The organism is Martelella sp. AMO21009 (assembly GCF_053484295.1).
Window position 1 is genome coordinate 38457 of record NZ_JBAKFR010000015.1, and the last position, 19338, is coordinate 57794.

Genomic DNA, 19338 nt, shown 5'->3' on the forward strand with positions numbered 1-19338 from the left:
TCGCTGCCTCCATGAATAGATACTGATCTAAATCTTTATAAATGTCAAGTAGCATATACTTTTATAAATTTCAGCATCCTCCAAGCTGGTCTCTACAAGGGCAAAGCCGCACATAAGCTGAAGCGCGCCGGTGCGTGAGATGATCGATGCAGCCAGGCGCAGGAGCTCGTCCCAATGTTCTATGATGAGGACAGTGTTGATTGGCGTGCCGATATGATTTGCCAGCGCCGGATAGGCATCGGCTCTCTCAAACGTGTGAAATTAGTCGTTCGACGACGCCGAACTTGCTCTGTACGTCTTTGAACAATCAGAAGCACGTGGGGTGCCGGTACCGTCCCGAATGACAGGCTGATTCTTCTGCAGAAAAGCGACCTTGATTGACACAGGCGAACACAATCGTCGACAAACGCTGTATCGCGGCGACAAACTCGCAGTGCATCGAAGGTCATTGCAACGGCATGACCCCGATCGTGAGCGCCGCCGGCGCTGGCTTCGCAATTGAAAGCAAGGTGGACATGGACGGCGAGACGGCGAATGTGGCTCACATCGACATGCTCACAGACCGGGTGATTGCCAGCGCCTGCAGGTTCGTCGTCATCACCGCCGTTGCCGGCATGGGCAAGAGCCTGCTTCTGAAGAAACTCGCAAAGACCTTCGGTGTCGCCGTGTGTAAAACCCTGAAGCCGGATGAAACGGCGGCCGGGCAGACATTTCTGTGGGATATCCCCTCCGGGGCCGAAACCATCGCCTTCGACGAAGCGTTCTTCGAACGTTTCGAGCGGGTCGTCATTGCCCGCCGACCCGGAACCGATGTGCCGGGGATAGAGCGCTTTATCCTCCACGGCGAAGCCCTTTTTCTCGACGAGCCTGACCTGCTGCTGCCCGAAAGCGATCCGGCGCGGCGCTATCACTGTGGCTGGCCGGTTCTTTGCGGCGTCGATCTTGGAGATCCGGCCAGGCGGGCTCAACTCAAGTCCTACATCGGTTTCGAAATCCTGCGTGCGCTGACGGCGGCGCAACTTGTGACCCTCTGGCGCCTGTTCAACGGCCATGCGATGGCGGGGAGCGTCGACGCGTTGCCGTTCCTGCCTTTCGTCGAGAGGACGGCCGAGGGCGCGCCCACCGCCTGCGCCAGTGGCGAACTCCGCGGGATCGTGCGCGCGGCGGCCAATGAGGAGATCGGGCGGCGCATGGAGCGGTTCGAGGCGGCGACGTCGCTTGCCCGCGCGCTTCACCAATCAGGCCACACGGAGAAGGCCATATCCGCACTCCAGTCCGCCGGAATGGAGGAACCGGCCGTCCGCCTTTTTGCCGAGGCGGGCGGGGTTTTCTACATACATATCGATGGCCCGGAGGCGTATGCCCGGGTACTTTCGGGCTTCAGCCCCGAAATTTCGGCCGATAACGAGACCGTGGTGATCGCCAATGCCATGCGGGCGCTCAAGGCCGGCGAGACGGGACGGGCGAAGAAGCTGATCGCGGACCGTTTCGGCCGGCAGAGCCTCGATCCCATGGCCGTCTTTGCGGGCGGCGCGCCTTACTCCCTGTCGTTCAAGGGCTTCCGGCTGGTGATGCTGATCTATGAGGACATCGTCATCACCGACGCCATGTTCGAGCGGCTTTACGACTATCTCGACGAATTGCCGCTGGAGGCGGCGCTGCTGCGCGGTTCATTCTATAACGCCGTGCTTGAATTCTATATCCGCCAGCGCCGCTTCAACGAGGCCGAAATGGCTGCGGCGCAGGCGTTTTCGAGCTATCGCGCGGCCGGCGTTCCGCTGCTTGTCTTCTATATCTGTGTCCATCAGGCGGTGATCCGGCTGCTCTCGGGCGACGCCACCGGCGCCGGCAGCCGGATCGCCGAAGCCCGGCGGCATATGGCCGAGGTCGGCTTCGATAGCCCTGCCGACGCGCGGATCCTGCGGCTGATCGAGGCCTGTCATGCCTATGAGGATGGCCGCCCGCACGTGCTGATCGCCTTCATCAACCATGAATTCGATACCTTCGCGCAATCCGAAACCTGGCCAAGCCTTGTGGAATTTGCGCTTCACTACGGCAGCCAGGCGCTCAGCGAACATTTTTCAACGATATCCGCACTCGGCTTTCTGGATCGCTGGCGCCTCCACCAGTCGCACGACCGCCAACTGCGCTTCATGATCGAAATCCGCGCCGCGCTGGTGATGCAGAACGGCAATCGCTGGAACGATGCCGCCGCGACCCTTTCCGCCATGCAGATGCGGATCAACCGCACCTGGGTCGAGGCAGCACTTGACGATCTCGCCCGGCTTTCGATGCACGATGAGATCGAGGTGGCCTTCGCCTGGCTCCGGCAGATCGTCCATGAGCGGCCGGAACGGGCCTATCTCGACCGCCAGATCAGCGCCATGATTGCCAATGAAAGGGTGACCGGCCGCCAGCGGCGCGCGCTTCAGATATGGTTGGCCTTCGTGCTGAAACGGACCGGCCGGGCGACGGAAGCCCGCGCGGTGCTGCAGCGCATGTTCGACGATGCCGCGCGCACCGGCACGATCGCGCCGCTTCAGGAAGAACGCCGGTTTCTCGGCGAGCTGATGGGCGACAGCCGCATCGAAGGCTTTGTCTCGGCGGCCGGCCCCGCCCGCCGCATCATGAAACGGCTTTCCGAAACCGGCATCAAGGGCCGCACGATCGAGCAGGAATCCGGGCTGTCGCGTCGCGAGGTTCGCATTCTGCTGATGATCTGCGAGGGCGCCTCCAACAAGTTCATCGCCGGCCGGCTCGGTATCTCGGAATCGACGGTCAAATTCCACCTGACCAATCTCTACCGCAAGCTCGGCTGCAGCAGACGCCGCGAGGCCATCGCGGTGGCGCGAGCGCGCAACTGGCTGCACTGACCCGCCGCCAAGCCGGTCGCGCATCGGAAAACCTGTCCCTTATTCTCAGAAACCTAGACCTTTTCTATCTTGTCGCATCTTTTCCACGCCCTCAGACTGAACCCATAAGATCACCGCCGGCGCTCCCACGATTGTCGGCGGCATAAAGGGAACAGTGGCCCCGACAGGGCCCAGGCTATGGAGCGGCGCATTCTATGCACCTGCGCTATCTGGAGATTTTTGTCAGGCGGCTTGCCGGCTTCATGCTGGTTCTTTTCGTGCTGTCACTGATGATCTTCGTGCTGGCCCGCGTGGTGCCGGGTGATCCCGCCCGCATGACGCTCGGCCCGAGCGCGACGCAGGAGCAGGTCGACCAGCTGCGAGAGCGCATGGGGCTCGACCAGCCCATCCTCGTGCAATATGGCCGCTATATCGGCAAGGCGCTTCAGGGCGATCTTGGGGACTCGATCGTCTCCGGCAATCCGGTGAGCCGGGACATCCGGGAATTCCTGCCGGCAACGCTTGAGCTGATCATCGCCACGGTGATCATCGAACTGATCTTCGCCATACCGCTCGGCGTCATCACGGCCCGCTATCGCAACAGCTGGATCGACAATGCCGGGCGGTTGTTCTCGCTTGTCGGCGTCACCATTCCGGCCTTTCTGTTCGCGATCGCGCTGCAGCTTGTCGCGGCTCGTTTCTTTCCGTCGTGGCCCATTCTCGGCCGGGTCGACTACAATCTCGGCGCGCCCTCGGGGCCGACGGGCTTTCTGCTGATCGACGCCGTGCTCGCCGGACGGGGCGATGTTTTCCTGAGCGCGCTCGCCCATCTTGCACTGCCCGCGACAGCGCTGGCCATGGCCGGTATCGGCCAGATCACCCGCATCACCCGTTCGGCCATGATCGACAATCTCAGGCGCGACCATGTGCTGACGCTGAAATCCTTCGGCGTGCCGGAGCCGGTGATCGTCTTCCGCTATCTGCTGAAGCTGTCCTCGATCGCGCCGCTGACGATCATGGGGCTCGAATTCGCCTCGCTGATCGGCAACGCCTTCGTGGTCGAGATGGTGTTTTCCTGGGGCGGTTTTGCCTCGTACGGCCTGACGGCGATCCTGCAGAAGGATCTCAATGCGCTGATGGCCGTGGTGCTCGTCTCCGGCGTGTTCTTCATCGTCGCCAATCTCGTCATTGACATCGTCGTCAGCATCATCGACCCGCGCCTGCGCCTTGGGGAGGCTGGAAAATGAGTGAACAGACAGGCCTTTCCGCAGGCTACATGACCTGGTATCGCTTCAGCCGCAATCCGGCCGCCGTCATCGGCGGGCTGATCGTGCTGTCGGTGCTGCTGATGGCGGCCGTCGCGCCCTGGATCACGCCGTTTCCCGACCATGTCGGCGCCGTCGTCGATTTCCGCAACCGTCATGTGGCCCCGAATGCCGTCAACTGGTTCGGCACCGACAAGGCCGGCCGCGACATCTTCTCGCGCACGATCTTCGGTTTTCGCGTCTCGCTGCTGCTGGTCGTCGGTGTCCTCGGCATTTCCGTGCCGGTCGGCGCGGTGCTCGGCATGGTCTCCGGTTATTTCGGCGGCTGGTGGGAACGGATCATCACCGGGCTCACCAATGTCATGCTCGCCATGCCGCCGCTGGTCATGGCGCTTGCCATCGGCAACATCCTCCAGCCGAACCTGATCAACGCGATGATCGCGATCACCCTGCTCTGGTGGACCTGGCACGCCCGCCTCGTCTATCGCGTCACCCGGTCGATCGCGACCGAGGATTTCATCGAGGCGTCGCGGCTTGCCGGTGCCGGTCCGCTGCATATCCTGTTTCGCGAAATCCTGCCCAATTGCGTCTCGGTCATTTCGGTCAAGACGACGCTCGACGCCGCCTTCGTCATCCTGTTCGGCGCAACGCTTTCCTTCCTCGGCTTCGGCGTGAAGCCGCCGACGCCCGATCTCGGCTCGATGGTGGCCGATGGTCGCCAGTTTCTGCCGGAAAAATGGTGGGAGGTGCTCGCACCCGGCTTCGCCATCTTCTACGCCACGCTCGGCTTCAACCTTCTGGGCGACGGGCTGCGCGACATGTTCGACGTGGAGGCGTAAGACATGGCCACACCCCTTCTCAAGGTCGAAAACCTCAATATCGCCTTCACCGGTTATGGCCGACGCAACCACGTGCTGAAGGATGTCGGCTTCGAGATCGCCCCCGGCGAGCGGGTGGCGCTGATCGGCGAGACCGGCTCGGGCAAGTCCGTGACCTCGAAGGCGATCCTCGGCACGCTCCCCGACAATGCCGTGATCGAAAGCGGCGATATCGCCTATCGCGGCGCGAGCGTGTTCGCGATGCCGCCCCGGGAGCGGGAAGGGCTGAAGGGCAACGCCTTTTCGATCATCATGCAGGACCCACTGTCCTCATTCAATCCGGTCTTCAAGGTCGGCCGGCTGCTCGATGACGTGCTTTATTATGCCGACCGGCGCAACGCCGTGGTCAGCAGTGCCGCCGAGCGCCGGAAGCGGATATTCGACGTTCTTCGCCGCGTTCAGCTTGCCGATCCGGAGCGGATTTTCGCGGCCTGGCCGAACGAGCTTTCCGGCGGCATGCGCCAGCGCGTGCTGATCGCGCTTTCCCTGCTGCACCAGCCGGAACTGCTGATCGCCGACGAACCGGGGACCGCGCTCGACGTCACCACCCAGGACGAAATTCTCAAGCTGATCAATCATCTTGTCGGCGACGAAGGCCTGTCACTGCTGATGATCACCCACAATCTCGGCGTCGTCCGCCAGACGGCCGACCGGGTGCTGGTGATGCGCCACGGCGAAATCGTCGAGCAGGGCACGCTGTCGGAGGTCTTCACCCAGCCGAAGGAGGCCTATACAAGCGACCTGATGGATGCCGTCCCGCCGCTTTACGGGCCGCGTGTCGTCAATCAGCCGGCGAGCGCAAAGGCACCGATCGTCACACTTGAAAACGTCGACAAGATCTACCAACCCAAGGGCCTGCTGTTCTCGCGTGGACCGGGGCATCATGCCGCAAAGGCGGTCAATCTCGCGGTCGCCGAGGGCGAGGTCTTCGGGCTTGCGGGCGAAAGCGGGTCTGGCAAGACGACGGTCGCCCGCATGGTCATGCGTCTCGTCAAACCAACCTCCGGAACCATCCGTGTCGGTTCGGCGGCGGAAGGGGCCGATCCCCGCCGCCTGACCCAGATCGTCTATCAGAACCCTGGAACCTCGCTCAACCCGAAGCGCACGGTGTCGCAGACGCTCTCCGTGCCGCTTCGCTATGGCGGCTATGACCGCACGGCGGCGGAGGCGCGCAAGAAGGAACTGATGGCGCTGGTGCGGCTGCCGGAGAGTTTTCTCTCCAAATATCCGCACGAGCTTTCCGGCGGGCAGAAGCAGCGCGTCGCCATCGCCCGTGCGCTAGCCGCCGATCCGCGCATCATCATTCTCGACGAGCCGACATCGGCGCTCGACGTTTCGGTGCAGAAGACGGTGATCGACCTGCTTCTGACGCTCCGCGAAGAACTCGGCCTCACCTATGTGATCATCAGCCATGACCTCTCGCTGATGCGCAATTTCTGCTCGCGCATCGCCATCATGCTGAAGGGCGAAATCATCGAACAGGGCCTGACGGCCGATGTCTTCGCCCATCCCGAACACCCCTATACCCGCGCGCTGATCGCGGCAATTCCGGTCCTGAGCGACGCGGAAGAGGCCGCGAAACCCAAGGTCAGCGCCGAAGAACGCGCCCGCTTCCTGGTGCAGAGCACCGGCGAGCAGGACGGATAAGACAATGGCAGGACCGCGCGCCCGAGGCGCCGGCAAGACAAGGAGACGATCCCGTGTATCGACTGGGAATTGATGTCGGCGGCACGAATACCGACGCCGTGGTGATGGAAGGCAACAAGGTGCTCTCGGGCGTCAAGGCAGCGACCACGGAGGATGTCACGAGCGGCGTGATCGCGGCGCTGGAAGGCGCGATCGGCAAGGCGGGCATCGACCGTGCCAGGATCGGCAACGTCATGATCGGCACCACCCACTTTACCAATGCCGTGATCGAACGCCGGCACCTCAACAAGGTGGCCGCGATCCGCCTCGGCCTGCCGGCAACGGCCTGCCTGCCGCCGATGGTCGACTGGCCGGAAGACCTGAAGGGCGTCGTTGGCAATCTCGGCTATCTGGTCAAGGGCGGCTACGAGTTCGACGGCCGCGAAATCTCGCCCCTCGATGAGGCCGAGATTGCCCGCATTGCCGGCGAAATCCGCGACAACGACATCAAGGCCGCCGCCATCACCTGCGTCTTTGCGCCGATCAACGACACGATGGAAAAGCAGGCGAAGGCGCTGATCGAAAAGCACTGCCCCGGCCTGCCGGTGGTGCTTTCCACCGATATCGGCCGCATTGGTCTTCTTGAGCGCGAAAGTGCCGCAATCATGAATGCCAGCCTGTTGTCGCTCGCCGACCGCACCGTCAGCGCCTTTGCCAAGGCGCTTGCCGATGCGGGCCTGACCTGCCCGTTCTTCATCACCCAGAACGACGGCACGCTGATGGCCGCCGACACCGTGCGCAACTTCCCCGTCCTCACCTTCGCCTCCGGGCCGACCAATTCGATGCGGGGTGCTGCCTTCCTCACCGGCGTGCGCGAGGCGATTGTGGTCGATATCGGCGGCACCACCAGCGATGTCGGATCGCTGCATCTCGGCTTCCCGCGTCAGGCCGCGACCGTTGTCGACGTCGGCGGTGTCCGCACCAATTTCCGCATGCCGGATGTGTTCTCGATCGGTCTTGGCGGCGGCTCGCTCGTCAGGAAGGATCACACCGGCAAGGTCACTGTCGGCCCGCAATCGACCGGCTACCGCATCACCAGGGAGGCAAAGGTCTTCGGCGGCGAGACGCTGACCGCCACCGATGTCGCCGTCGCGCTCGGCAAGGCCAGCGTTGGCGATGCCGCGAAGGTCGAAGACGTTGATCCTGAATTTGCGAAGGCCGCCGAGGCCGAAATCGTCGCGCTTCTCGAAAACGCCGTTGAGCGCAGCCGCATGTCGCCGGAACCGATCCCGGTGATCGCGGTGGGCGGCGGCTCGATCCTGATGCCGGACCGGCTCGGCGATCTCGAGGTCATCCGGCCGGAAAACTTCGCCGTCGCCAATGCCGTCGGCGCGGCCATCGCCCAGATCTCCGGCGAGGTCGACCGCGTCTATGCGCTCGAAAACGGCCTGACCCGCGAACTCTGCCTTGCCGAGGCGGAGAAGGAAGCGACCGAGAAGGCGATTGCCGCAGGCGCCGTCGCCGGCACGATCGAGGTGATTGAGCGCGAGGACGTGCCGCTCGCCTATTTGCCGGGCAATGCGACGCGCATTCACGTCAAGGTCGTCGGAGAGATGGGAGGCATGAATGCCTGAGACCGTCACACGCTCGAAATTCGAATATGATCCCGCCGATATCTGGGTTCTGGACCGCGAGGATATCGAGGCGCTGGAAATCGGCTCGGCCATTCTCGGCACGGGCGGCGGGGGCAATCCCTATGTCGGCAAGCTCAGGGCGCGTCAGGCGATCGACGACGGGTTCACCCTTTCCGTGCTGCCGCTCGACAAGGTGCCGGACGAGGCCTGCTGCGTGTCGCTCGGCGGCATCGGCGCGCCGGTGGTCGGCTATGAGCGCATCCGCGAGGGCCGCGAGGGTCTGCGCTGCGTGCGTGCCATCGAGGAGATGCAGGGTTTTCCGGTCGACCTGATCGTCTGCGAGGAAATTGGCGGCTCCAACGCCATGGAACCGCTGATCGTCGGCGGCATGACCGGGCTTCCGGTGGTCGATTGCGACGGCATGGGTCGCGCCTTCCCCGAAATGCAGATGACCACCTATTCGATCTACGGCCACACCTCAACGCCGAGCGTGATGTGCGACGTGCACGGCAATATCGTCATCTTCCAGCATGCCGTGACGGAACTCTTCCACGAGCGCATGGCGCGGGCCTGCGTGGTGGCCCAGGGCGGCGGTTCGGACCTGGCCGCCGCGCCGATGGCCGGGTCGTTCCTGAAGAAGTTCGCGATCCCGAACTCCTATACCCAGGCGGTCTCGCTCGGTCGCGCGGTGATCGATGCCAAGCGCCGGCACAGCGATCCGATTGCCGCGATCTGCGAACGGGAGAACGGACGGCATGTGTTCTCGGGAAAGATCACCGATCTGAAACGCCATCTGCGCGGCGGCTTCGTGGTTGGCGAAGCCATGCTCTCCGGCATCGACAGCCACCACGGCGAGGACGCATCGGTTCTGATCCAGAACGAAAATCTGGTCTTCACCCATGAGGGCGAGGTGGAAGTCTCCGTCCCCGACCTGATCGTCGTGCTCGATATCGACAGCGGCCACGCCATCACCACCGAAATGCTGCGCTACGGCCAGCGCGTGGCGATCCTCGCCTTGCCCTGCCATCCGCTCTTGCAGTCGCCGGCAGCGCTCGAAGTCGTCGGACCGAAGGCCTTCGGCTTTCCCGACATCGTCTACAGACCGGTCGCGGGGGGCTGAGGATATGGCGAAGACACTGATCACGGCCGGCGATCTCGACGCCATCGCGCTCGGCGGCGCGTTCCTCGGAACCGGCGGCGGCGGCGATCCCTATATCGGCAAGCTGATGGCGCGCGCGGCGCTCACCGAAAACGGTCCGGTGACGCTGATCGATCCGGCCGATGTCGGCGACGACGACCTCTGCGTGCCGGTGTTTATGATGGGCGCGCCGACCGTGATGCTGGAGAAGCTTCCGAGCGGCGCGGAGATCATGGCGGCGCTCGACCAGCTCGAAACCTATCTCGGCAAAAAGGCGACCGCGCTGATGTGCGTGGAAGCGGGCGGGCTCAACTCGACGATCCCCTTCGCCGTGGCGGCCGCGACCGGCCTGCCGCTGATCGATGGCGATGGCATGGGCCGCGCCTTTCCCGAGCTGCAGATGGTCTCCTTCACCATGTCGGGCATCAGCGCGACACCGCTGGTGCTTGCCGATGACAAGGGCAATTCCGTGCTGATCAACGCCGTCGACAACCTCTGGACCGAGCGTCTGGCGCGCGCCGATGCCGTGCAGATGGGCGGCGCGGCGCTGGTGGCCGCCTATTCGATGACCGGCGCGCAGATGCGCGACAGCATCCTGCCCGGCACGATGACGATGATCCGCGAAATCGGCGAAACGCTGATGGCCGAGCGCAAGGCCCATCGCCACCCGGGCGCGGCGCTCCGCGCCCGGTTCTCCGGCCATCATCTGTTCACCGGCCGGGTGAGCGATATCGAGCGCAAGACGGTCGGCGGCTTTGCCCGCGGCCGCGCCATCATCAAGGGCACGGACGCCTTTGCCGGACGCCAGTTCAGCATCGATTTCCAGAACGAGTTTCTCGTCGCCCGCGATGACACCGGCGCCGTTCTGGCGACGACGCCGGACCTGATCTGCGCGCTCGACGCCGATGCCGGCATGCCGGTCACCACCGAACAGATGCGCTACGGCCTGTTGATCGAAATCACCGGCCTGCCGGCCGACCCGAAATGGCGCAGCGATGCGGGGCTGAGCCTCGTTGGCCCTTCCTATTTCGGCTACGACCATGCTTACGCACCCGTCGAAGAGATTAACAATAACAAAAGCTTAAACCAGAACTGATCAAATCTCATAAAAGAGAGGAACTTGCAATGACACGGAAAATGCTTGCAATCGCAGGGCTGGCTCTGGCGGCCACGGCAACCACGGCCCTGACGCCAGCCCGCGCTCAAGACGACAAGGTCTCGATCGTGGTGAACGCCACCCAGGTGTTCGGCACCATCGATCCGGCCCGCGTCAACGACTACACCGAATACATGGCGGCCGTGAACCTCTATGACGGCCTGACGACGGTGGCCGGCGACGGCTCCGTCATTCCCCAGCTCGCCGAAAGCTGGACCGTTTCCGACGACAATCTCGCCTACACCTTCAAGCTGAAGGACGGCGCCACCTTCCAGGACGGCTCACCGGTCGAGGCTTCCGATGTCGTCTACACGCTGAAACGGCTGCTCGCCATCAACGAAGGCCCGTCCTATCTGTTCTCCAAGCTGATCGATCCCGAAAAGCTGAAGGCCGTCGACAGCCACACGGTGGAGATCGGCCTGACCAAGGTCTACGCCCCGTTCGTGACCACCACCCCGCTCATTCTCGTGATCAACGAGGACGCAGCCAAGGCCAACAGCGATGAGGAATGGGCGAGCGACTATATCGCCAACCACAGCATCGGCGCCGGTCCCTACATGCTCGCGGACTGGAATCGCGGTTCGCAAATGGTGGTTGCCCGCTATGACGACTACCATGCCGGTTGGGACCGCGGCCGCCCGATCGACGAAATCCGCTTCGTCATCACCAATGATGAAGCGACCGTGAAGGCGCTTGCGACCAAGGGCGAACTTGGCATGTCGTCGAACGCTCAGGCATCCGAGACCTACAACGCAATCGGCGCGATGGATGGCTACAAGATCATCGAGACGCCGACGGCGACCGCGCTCTACATCAAGATGAACACCAAGCTTCCGCCGACCGACGATATCCATGTCCGCCGCGCGATCGCCTATGCAACGGATTACGACACGATCCGCGAGGCCATCTATCCCGGTTCGCCGCTGTCCGGCCCGATGGCGCCGGCCTTTGCCGATGCCTATCCCGATGACCTTCCCGCACCCGAATACAATCTCGAAAAGGCCAAGGAAGAACTGGCCAAGTCGAAATATGCCGGGCAGGACATCACGCTGACCCATTCCTATGTCGCCGGCCTCTCCTTCGAGGAAGACATTGCGCTGCTGATGCAGGCCAATCTCGAGCAGATCGGCATCACGCTCGATGTTCGCCCGGAACCGTGGAACCGGATCACCGAGCTTGCCAGTGAGCCGGATACCACCCCGAACACGACCCAGGTCTTCAACGGCCCGAGCTATCCCTCGCCCGACAGCGTGTTCTACGTCCAGTATGACTCGGAGGCCGCCGGAACCTGGGCGTCGATGGAGTGGTTGCAGAACCCGGAGATCGACACGCTCATCGACGGCGCCCGGACCACGACCGATGTCGACAAGCAGAACGACATTTACAAGGAGCTTCAGCGCAAGATCGTCGATCTGCAGCCCGATGTCTTCCTGCTCGTCGAAAACCGCCGCTATGCCGCAAGCGACTGCCTCCAGGGCTATGAATTCGTTCCGATGATGAGCTGGGATACCGACTTCTCGCGCTTCACCTGGGACTGCAGCGCCGAATAGCCTGAATGCATGGAGTGCGTTATCTCCGCAGTCCGAACCGTCCGTATCGAGCGGGGCTGGCCAGATGGCTGGTCCCGCGTGGTTTTGTCAAAAGCCTTTCGTTCTTCAGCGAAGTGGTCCCGATATTGCGGAAGGCAAAGGGAATGTCGAACACGCCGACCAACGGATAGTGCTCGGCCATGCCGCCGGCGGACGAAATGGTGCTTTCCACGAGACCGGAGCGCACCTGGTCGATGACCTCCGAATCCTTGCCGAGCTGACCGTTCGGAAAGAGCTGGACTTCGATTTCGCCATTGGAATTGCTTTCCACCAGCGACTTGAACACGGCAGCCATGGCGCCCGAATGGCTTTCGAAGGGGTCTTCGGGGTTGAGATGGGCAAGGCGGATGGTGATGTCTGCGGCAACGGCCTGACCTGCGAGGCAGGCGGCGGCGACGCCGAGGGTCACTGTTTTGATAAGCTTCACGGTATTGCTCCTGTTTCAGCTCCACTCCTTTGGTTGATTTCTGCTAGAGCCCCAGAAGATGGGGCACGAACAGGGTCATTTTCTCCCAGTAGGCCACGCCGAGAAGGACGATCACTTCGGCCAGGATAAACGGCCACAGTTCGCGCGCGATGGCCTCGACCTTCTCGCCCGTCACCGAGGCAAGGACAAAGAGGCAGGCCCCCACCGGCGGCGTCATCAGCGAGATGTTGAGAGCGAGGATGATCATGATGCCGGCATGCACCGGTTCCATGCCGAGCTTGGTCATCAGCGGCGCCAGGATGATCAGCGTGGCATTGATATCCATCACCAGACCGATCATCAGCAATAGCGCAACGATAAGCCCGATGACGACATAGCGGTTGTCCGAGACCGCGAGCAGCGTTTCGGCGATCGCCTGCGGCACGCGGTTGTAGGTCATCCACCAGCCGAGGATGGTCGCCGAGGCGATGATGAGAAAGATGACGCCGGTGATGCGCGCGGTGCGCACGTCGATCTGATAGAGATCGGCCCATGAAAGCGAACGGTAGATCACGCCGCCGACGAAGAGCGCATAGGCGACGGCAACGGCGGCCGCTTCCGTCGGCGTGGCAAAGCCGCCGAGGATCGACCCAGAATGAAGACCGGCAGAAGGGCCGCGAGGAAGCCTTCCCGGAAGGCGCTGATGACGGCCCTGAACGAGGGGCCGCCCTCCCCCTTCGGCAGGTTCTTGCGTCGGGCCGTCAGCGCGATCACGCCCATGCAGACCGCGCAGATGAGAAGTCCGGGCAGGATGCCGGCGGCGAAAAGCCCGGCAATCGACACGCCCATGATCGAACCGTAGATGATCGCAAGCGTCGAGGGCGGGATCGTCGGGCCGATGATCGAACCTGCCGCCGTCACCGCACAGGCATAGGGCCGCGAATAGCCGCCCTTGACCATGGCCGGTACCAGCGTATTGCCAAAGGCAGCCGCATCGGCGGTCGCAGACCCGGTGATGCCGGCAAACATGACGGAGGCCACCATGTTGGAATGGGCCATGCCGCCGCGCATCCAGCCGACCAGCGCATCAGCCAGACGCACCAGCCCGTGGGTGATGCCGGACCGGTTCATGATCTCGCCAGCAAGAATGAAGAAGGGCATGGCCAGAAACGGAAACAGGTCGAGACCGGCAAACATGCGGTCCGGCGCCATGGCGAGAAAGCGCGGACCGATATCGAACATGCCGATGAGCCGGCAACGCCGATGGTGATGCCGACCGGAAGCCCAAGCGCCAGAAGGTCGAAAACGCGACGGGAATAAGGATCATCGCCATCAGTCAAGCTCCCCGCCAACGCTCATCGCGCCGGTTGATTGCGGTGCGCGTGCGGCAAGCGCATCGCTGATACCGTTTAATGCAATCTGGATTGCGGCTATGGCCGCGGCCGCCGGTACCGCCGAGAAGGCATAACCCTTCGGCATGGCGTAGATCATCGTCACCCGCGAAAAGCCCTTCTCGGCAAAACCGAGCCCGTACCAGAACAGGATGTAGAAGAAGACGAAGCTCAAAACATCAAAGGCGATCGCCAGAAACCGACGTGTCCCCGCCGGCATGCGCACGAAAAGAAACTGGGGCGGCTACAGGGATATGAAAAATAAATTGCATTTTAATTGCAACTATGAAAATTTGTTTTCATAGTTGCTTTTGACGCATGGGAGCGATCGAGAGACGAATGACAGCAGAAAACAACAACCCACCGCTGACGGAACGCCTGCATATGCTTTATGCCGACCTGCCGGCGCGCGAACGCCAGATCGCCGACTTCATTCTCGAAAGCCCGGGAGAACTGGCGCTGATCAATGCGAATGAGATGGCCGAACGCACCGGCGTCTCCAATGCCACGGTGACGCGGCTTTTCCAGCGGCTCGGCTATCAGAGTTTTGACGAGGCTCGCCGGGCGGTGCGCGAATTGCGGGCGCAGGGATCGCCCTTCTATCTGGCGGAAAAGGAGGCCGGCCCGCGCGGCCAAGGGATTTCGCAAACCCTTGCCGGCGAGATCCAGCGGCTCGAGGCATCGCTTGCCATGCAGTCTCCGCTCACTGTCAGCGCGGTCTGCGAAGCCATTGCCAAGGCCCGCACGGTACGGGTCACGGGCTTTCGCAACAGCTATTTTCCGGCGGCCTATTTCTGCACGACGCTTTCGTCCATGCGACCGGATGCATCCATGCTCAACAGTGCCGGACAGACGCTGGCAGAGACAGCAGCCGGCCTTGGCAAGGACGACGTGGTTGTGCTTGTGGCGCTCCGCCGGCGCCCTGCTGGTTTTCTCAACCTCATGAAGACGCTTGCCGCCTCCGGCTGCCGGATCGTGCTGATTGCTGACCGCAGCATTCGCGAGGCCCCGGCACATGCGACGTGGACGCTTTATTGCGCGGTCGAAACCCCGCAATTGCTCGATTCATACGCGGGCGCCATGGCCGTGCTCAGGCTGCTGGCGCTGGAGACCATGCGCAAGCTCGGCCCCGATGCCCGCCGAAGGCTGGCGGACATCGAGCAATTGCATGACACGCTGAACGATCTTGAAAGTTAGGCTTTATTTCGCCGCATAGGGCGAGACTTTGCGCGGCAGGAATTCGCCGTCGCCGAGCGAGCCTGTGATCTTGCCGTCCTCGCACACGGTCTTGCCGCGCAGGATGGTCATCACCGGCCAGCCCTTCGCCTTCAGGCCCTCGTAGGGCGTATAATCGGCTCCGTGGTGCATGCCGGTTTGCGTAATAGTCTCCTCGCGGTTTGCATCCCAAAGCACGAGGTCTGCGTCGAAGCCGGGCGCGATGGAGCCCTTCTTCGGGTAGAGGCCATACATCTTCGCGTGATTGGTCGAGGTCAGCGCGACAAACTCGTTCAATGAAATCCGCCCCTCGCTGACGCCCTTGGAGAAGAACACCTGCATGCGGTTTTCAACACCCGGAATGCCGTTCGGCACCCAGCGGAAGGAGGTCTTGCCCTTGCCCGACATCTTGCCGTCCGGCCCGTCGAAGAAGAAGGGGCAATGGTCGGAGGAAAAGGTCGAGAACACGCCGCCGCGAATGCCTTCCCAGATGGCATCCCAGCTGTCACGATCGCGCGGCGGCGGCGAGCAGACATATTTGCCGCCGGTTTCATCCATGTTGAAACCCTTCATGTCGTCTGCCGTGAGCGCGATATACTGGGTGCAGGTCTCGCCATAGATCTTAAGCCCCTTCTGCTGCGCCCAGCGGATCTGCTCCATCGTCTCGCGACCGGAAACATGAACGATCATGATCGGCACGTCGACAAGCTGCGCATGGCTGATGGCGCGGTGGGCGGCTTCGCGCTCAACCACTTCCGGGCGGGAAACGCCGTGATAATAGGGCGCGGTCTTGCCGGCCTTTTCCAGCTTCTCGGTCATGAAGCGGATGGCGTCATAGCCCTCGCAATGAACCATCACCAGCGCCTTGCAATCACGCGCGCAGTCGAAGACGTCGAGAAGCTCGCGGTCGTTCAACACCATGTCGTCATAGGTCATGAACACCTTGAAGGAGGTGTAGCCGCTTTCCACCAGCCCCGGCAGGTCCTGGCCGAGCGCCTGCGGCGTCGGGTCCGTGATGATCAGGTGGAAGCCGTAATCGCAATAGGACTGGCCGCGCGCCTTCTCGTGATAGGCGGCAACGGCCTCGCGCAGGTTTTCGCCGCGCGACTGAAGCGCGAAGGGAATGACCGTCGTGGTGCCGCCGGCGATCGCAGAGCGCGTGCCGGTTTCAAAACCGTCGGCCATTTGCGGGCTTCCGGGCGCGGAAGGTTGGGCAATATGCACATGGCTGTCGATGCCGCCGGGCATGACCAGCAGGCCCGATGCGTCGATCTCCTTGGCCGCCGTGCCGAGATCCGTTCCCGTCGCGACAATCTTGCCGCCCTTCACCGCGATATCGGCATTGAACGTATCCGCTGCGGTCACACAGGTGCCGTTGCGGATCAGAAGGTCAAAATCAGCCATGAAAAGCTCCTTGGTACTCAAATCATTTCTGCGATCTGAGCCGGATGAATTCGCCAAGCCCGATCAGGGCGATATTGGCAACCACCAGCATCAGCGCGATCGCATCAAGCGCGGGGGAAATATTGAAGCGGAAGTCCGAAGCCACGAGGATGGATAGCGGCTGGGCCCGCCCGCTCAGGAAAGATGTGAGCACATATTCTGCCGAAGAGAGCACAAATGCAATAAACCAGGAGGCCATCAGACCGTTTTTCATCAGCGGCAGCGTGACCCGGCGAAAGGCGGAGAAATGGCTTGCGCCGAGATCGAAGGCTGCTTCCTCAAGACGGCTGTCGATCCGCATCAGCACCGAGGCGTTCACCAGCGTCGTGAAGGGAAGGATGATCACCGTCTGGCCGGCGATGATGGTCCAGATCGAGCGGTCGATGCCGAGATCGGAAAGCAGGATGAGCTGCGCCACCGCCAGAATGAGCTTCGGGATGAGGAAGGGCAGCAGGATCACGACCAGAAGCAGCATGCGCCGCTTGATCGGAAACCGTGTGAGCGCCAGTGCGGCCATTGCGCCCAGCACGGTGGCAAACAGCGCTGTCGGAATGGCCACCAGGAAGGTGAGCTTCAGCCCACCGAGAAGCCTGAGATCGGTGAAGGTCTCGTCATACCACTGAAGCGTAAACCCCTGCAGCGGGAAGGCGATGATCTCCGAATTGTTGAAGGAGAAGATCGCGATCATCGCCACCGGCAGATACATGAAGATGTAGACAAGCCATACCCACACGGTGGCAGCCTGTGTCGCGCGGCTTTTCATCAGGCTTCTCCCCCGACCATGGCCCTGCCAAGCGACGACTTCGATATGGCGACGACGGCGGCGGCAAAGAAGCAGAACAGGATGGCCAGCATGGTCCATGCAATCGCGGAACCGAGCGGCCAGTCAAACGCCGTGCCGAAGAGATCATTGATTGCCGAGATGATGCTGACGCCGGACGCCCCGCCCACCAGTTGCGGTGTGAGGTAGTCCCCGACCACCATGACGAACACCATCAGACCGCCGGCAATAAGCCCTGGAGCCGTCAGCGGCAGCGTGACGCGCCGGAAGGCCGACCATGTCCCCGCGCCGAGATCTGTCGCCGCCTCGACCAGCCGGTCGTCCAGTGCCTCGAAGGCGAGCCACAGACCGATGACCATGAAGGGCAGGTAGTTATAGGTCAGCACGATATGGGTGGCGAGCGGCGAAAACAGCAGGCTGTCGAGCGGCCGGGCAATTGCGCCCGTCCACATCAAAAGCGAATTCAGCACGCCCTCCGCACCCAGCAGCACCCGCCAGGCGAAGATGCGCACCATGTCGCCGGTATAGAGCGGCACCAGAAGCAGAGTCAGCAGCGCCGACTTGTAGTGAACCACGCGCTTGGCGATGAACCAGGCGACCGGATAGCCGATGACGGCCGTCAGCGCGGTGATCGCAAGGCCGGACAGAAAGGCCTTGGCAATCAGCCAGCGATAGGTGCCGCTCCCGGCAATGCGCGCATAATTCTTCAATGTCGGATCGGTGACGATGGCCACGAAATCGACCTGAAAGAAGGAATAGGCAAAAAGAATGGCCAGTGGCGCGATGCAAAGTGCCAGAACCGCGACAAAGACCGGAGCGGCCAGCCATCCGCCGATACGGGCTTTTTCCATCGGCCTAGCCCCCGTTTCCCGCAGCCGCGATCCAGCCGCGCCTCGCCTCGAAGGAAAGGCCGACCGTCGCACCGATTTCGGGCGGTTCCTCGTCGCGAGTAATCAGGGAAATCTCAGTCCCATCCTCAAGCGTGGTCTCGACCAGCCATTCCGAGCCCTTGAACACGGTGTGGGTGACCTTCGCCGGAATGCCTTCTCCCGCGGAAAGTTCGATCTGCTCGGCCCGCAGCGTCAGCACCGCCTCGTCGCCCGTGCCGAGACCGCTGACGGCGGGACACGCAAACGCACCCGCCGCTGTGGCAATCGTGGCCATGTCTTCCGCCACGGAGACGATCCGGCCGGCAATCAGGTTGGCGCCGCCGATGAAATCCGCGACATAGGCCGTTGCCGGCTTGCGATAGATATCCGCCGGCGCGCCCTGTTGCTCGATCCGCCCGTCGTTCATCACGATGATCCGGTCCGACAGCGCAAAGGCCTCCTCCTGGTCGTGGGTGACATGCAGGAAGGTCATGCCGAGGCGGCGTTGCAGGTCCTTGAGCTCGATCTGCATATCCTTACGCATGCGCCGGTCGAGCGCCGACAGCGGCTCGTCCAGCAGAAGAATGCGCGGCTCGTTGACGATGGCGCGCGCCAGCGCCACGCGCTGCTGCTGCCCGCCGGAAAGCTGACGCGGCCGCCGATCGGCCATCGCTTCCATCTGCACCATGGAAAGGGCTGCATCCGCCTTCCCCGACAGTTCGGATTTTGAAAGGTTGCGATAGGCCAGCCCGAAGCCGACATTTTCACGCACGCTCAAATGCGGAAACAGTGCGTAATTCTGGAAGACCGTGTTGACCGGTCGTTTTGCCGCGCCAAGGCCTGCAAGCGAACGGCCGTCAAGCTCGATCAGGCCCGACGAGATTTCCTCGAACCCGCCGATCATCCTTAAGAGTGAGGTTTTCCCGCACCCCGACGGGCCCAGAAGCGTGACATAGGAATTGGCCTCGATGGCAAAATCGATGCCGCGCACGGCATGGACCTTGCCATATTCCTTGTGGACGGCCACGCCCTTCAAAAGGGGCGCGGCGGCCCTTGCGGCCTCGACCGGTTTCGTCGGGGATGCGGATTTCATGC

At 62.5% G+C, this 19338-nt stretch carries 15 protein-coding genes and 2 pseudogenes; 9 read left to right on the forward strand and 8 right to left on the reverse strand.

What is annotated here, in order from left to right; all coding sequences use genetic code 11:
* Positions 1-123 precede the first annotated feature (123 nt).
* A pseudogene (locus V6766_RS16005) lies at positions 124-261 on the reverse strand (Tn3 family transposase); the annotation flags it as partial.
* A 197-nt stretch (positions 262-458) separates the two neighbouring features.
* On the opposite strand from V6766_RS16005, the gene V6766_RS16010 reads away from it, so the two are divergent.
* The 8 genes from V6766_RS16010 to V6766_RS16045 all read left to right on the forward strand — a co-directional run bounded on the left by V6766_RS16010 (position 459) and on the right by V6766_RS16045 (position 12099).
* A complete protein-coding gene (locus V6766_RS16010) occupies positions 459-2873 on the forward strand; it encodes a helix-turn-helix transcriptional regulator (RefSeq protein WP_448468098.1) in 2415 nt (804 codons plus the stop codon).
* Between the two features lie 194 nt (positions 2874-3067).
* Entirely contained in the window at positions 3068-4099 is a 1032-nt protein-coding gene (locus V6766_RS16015; protein ID WP_448468100.1) for an ABC transporter permease, read from the forward strand.
* Positions 4096-4956, forward strand: a complete 861-nt coding sequence (locus V6766_RS16020) for an ABC transporter permease (protein WP_448468102.1) — start codon at positions 4096-4098, stop codon at positions 4954-4956. The genes V6766_RS16015 and V6766_RS16020 overlap by 4 nt, the downstream gene beginning before the upstream one ends.
* A 3-nt stretch (positions 4957-4959) precedes the next feature.
* Positions 4960-6642: an ATP-binding cassette domain-containing protein gene (locus tag V6766_RS16025; RefSeq protein ID WP_448468104.1), complete on the forward strand. Its 1683-nt coding sequence runs from the start codon at positions 4960-4962 to the stop codon at positions 6640-6642.
* A gap of 53 nt (positions 6643-6695) precedes the next feature.
* Positions 6696-8255 (forward strand): hydantoinase/oxoprolinase N-terminal domain-containing protein, encoded by a 1560-nt coding sequence (locus tag V6766_RS16030; protein ID WP_448468106.1) that lies wholly within the window; start codon positions 6696-6698, stop codon positions 8253-8255.
* A complete protein-coding gene (locus V6766_RS16035; RefSeq protein ID WP_448468108.1) occupies positions 8248-9375 on the forward strand; it encodes a DUF917 domain-containing protein in 1128 nt (375 codons plus the stop codon). The genes V6766_RS16030 and V6766_RS16035 overlap by 8 nt, the downstream gene beginning before the upstream one ends.
* Before the next feature lie 4 nt (positions 9376-9379).
* The gene (locus tag V6766_RS16040; protein WP_448468110.1) at positions 9380-10489 is read left to right on the forward strand and encodes a DUF917 domain-containing protein; all 1110 of its coding nucleotides are present in this window, start codon (positions 9380-9382) and stop codon (positions 10487-10489) included.
* A gap of 29 nt (positions 10490-10518) precedes the next feature.
* Positions 10519-12099, forward strand: coding sequence for an ABC transporter substrate-binding protein (locus tag V6766_RS16045; RefSeq protein WP_448468112.1), 1581 nt, complete (start codon positions 10519-10521; stop codon positions 12097-12099).
* A gap of 19 nt (positions 12100-12118) precedes the next feature.
* Here V6766_RS16045 and dctP read toward each other — a convergent pair whose 3' ends face one another.
* From dctP to V6766_RS16060, 3 genes and pseudogenes are all read right to left on the reverse strand, one after another.
* Positions 12119-12565: a TRAP transporter substrate-binding protein DctP gene (gene dctP / locus V6766_RS16050; protein ID WP_448468114.1), complete on the reverse strand. Its 447-nt coding sequence runs from the start codon at positions 12563-12565 to the stop codon at positions 12119-12121.
* 43 nt (positions 12566-12608) lie between these two features.
* Positions 12609-13786 (reverse strand): annotated as a pseudogene (locus tag V6766_RS16055) (TRAP transporter large permease).
* Positions 13787-13876: 90 nt separating this feature from the next.
* A complete protein-coding gene (locus V6766_RS16060) occupies positions 13877-14161 on the reverse strand; it encodes a TRAP transporter small permease subunit (protein ID WP_448468116.1) in 285 nt (94 codons plus the stop codon).
* Between the two features lie 113 nt (positions 14162-14274).
* Between V6766_RS16060 and V6766_RS16065 the strand changes: the two genes are divergently transcribed.
* Positions 14275-15132: a MurR/RpiR family transcriptional regulator gene (locus tag V6766_RS16065; protein ID WP_448468118.1), complete on the forward strand. Its 858-nt coding sequence runs from the start codon at positions 14275-14277 to the stop codon at positions 15130-15132.
* A 3-nt stretch (positions 15133-15135) separates the two neighbouring features.
* On the opposite strand, the gene hydA is transcribed toward V6766_RS16065, so the two are convergent.
* The 4 genes from hydA to V6766_RS16085 are packed head-to-tail and all read right to left on the reverse strand — an operon-like array spanning position 15136 to position 19336.
* Positions 15136-16554: a dihydropyrimidinase gene (hydA, locus tag V6766_RS16070; RefSeq protein ID WP_448468120.1), complete on the reverse strand. Its 1419-nt coding sequence runs from the start codon at positions 16552-16554 to the stop codon at positions 15136-15138.
* A 22-nt stretch (positions 16555-16576) separates the two neighbouring features.
* Positions 16577-17356: an ABC transporter permease gene (locus tag V6766_RS16075; RefSeq protein ID WP_448468122.1), complete on the reverse strand. Its 780-nt coding sequence runs from the start codon at positions 17354-17356 to the stop codon at positions 16577-16579.
* A complete protein-coding gene (locus tag V6766_RS16080) occupies positions 17356-18225 on the reverse strand; it encodes an ABC transporter permease (protein WP_448468124.1) in 870 nt (289 codons plus the stop codon). The genes V6766_RS16075 and V6766_RS16080 overlap by 1 nt, the downstream gene beginning before the upstream one ends.
* Before the next feature lie 4 nt (positions 18226-18229).
* Positions 18230-19336, reverse strand: a complete 1107-nt coding sequence (locus V6766_RS16085; protein ID WP_448468126.1) for an ABC transporter ATP-binding protein — start codon at positions 19334-19336, stop codon at positions 18230-18232.
* Between the last annotated feature and the right edge of the window lie 2 nt (positions 19337-19338).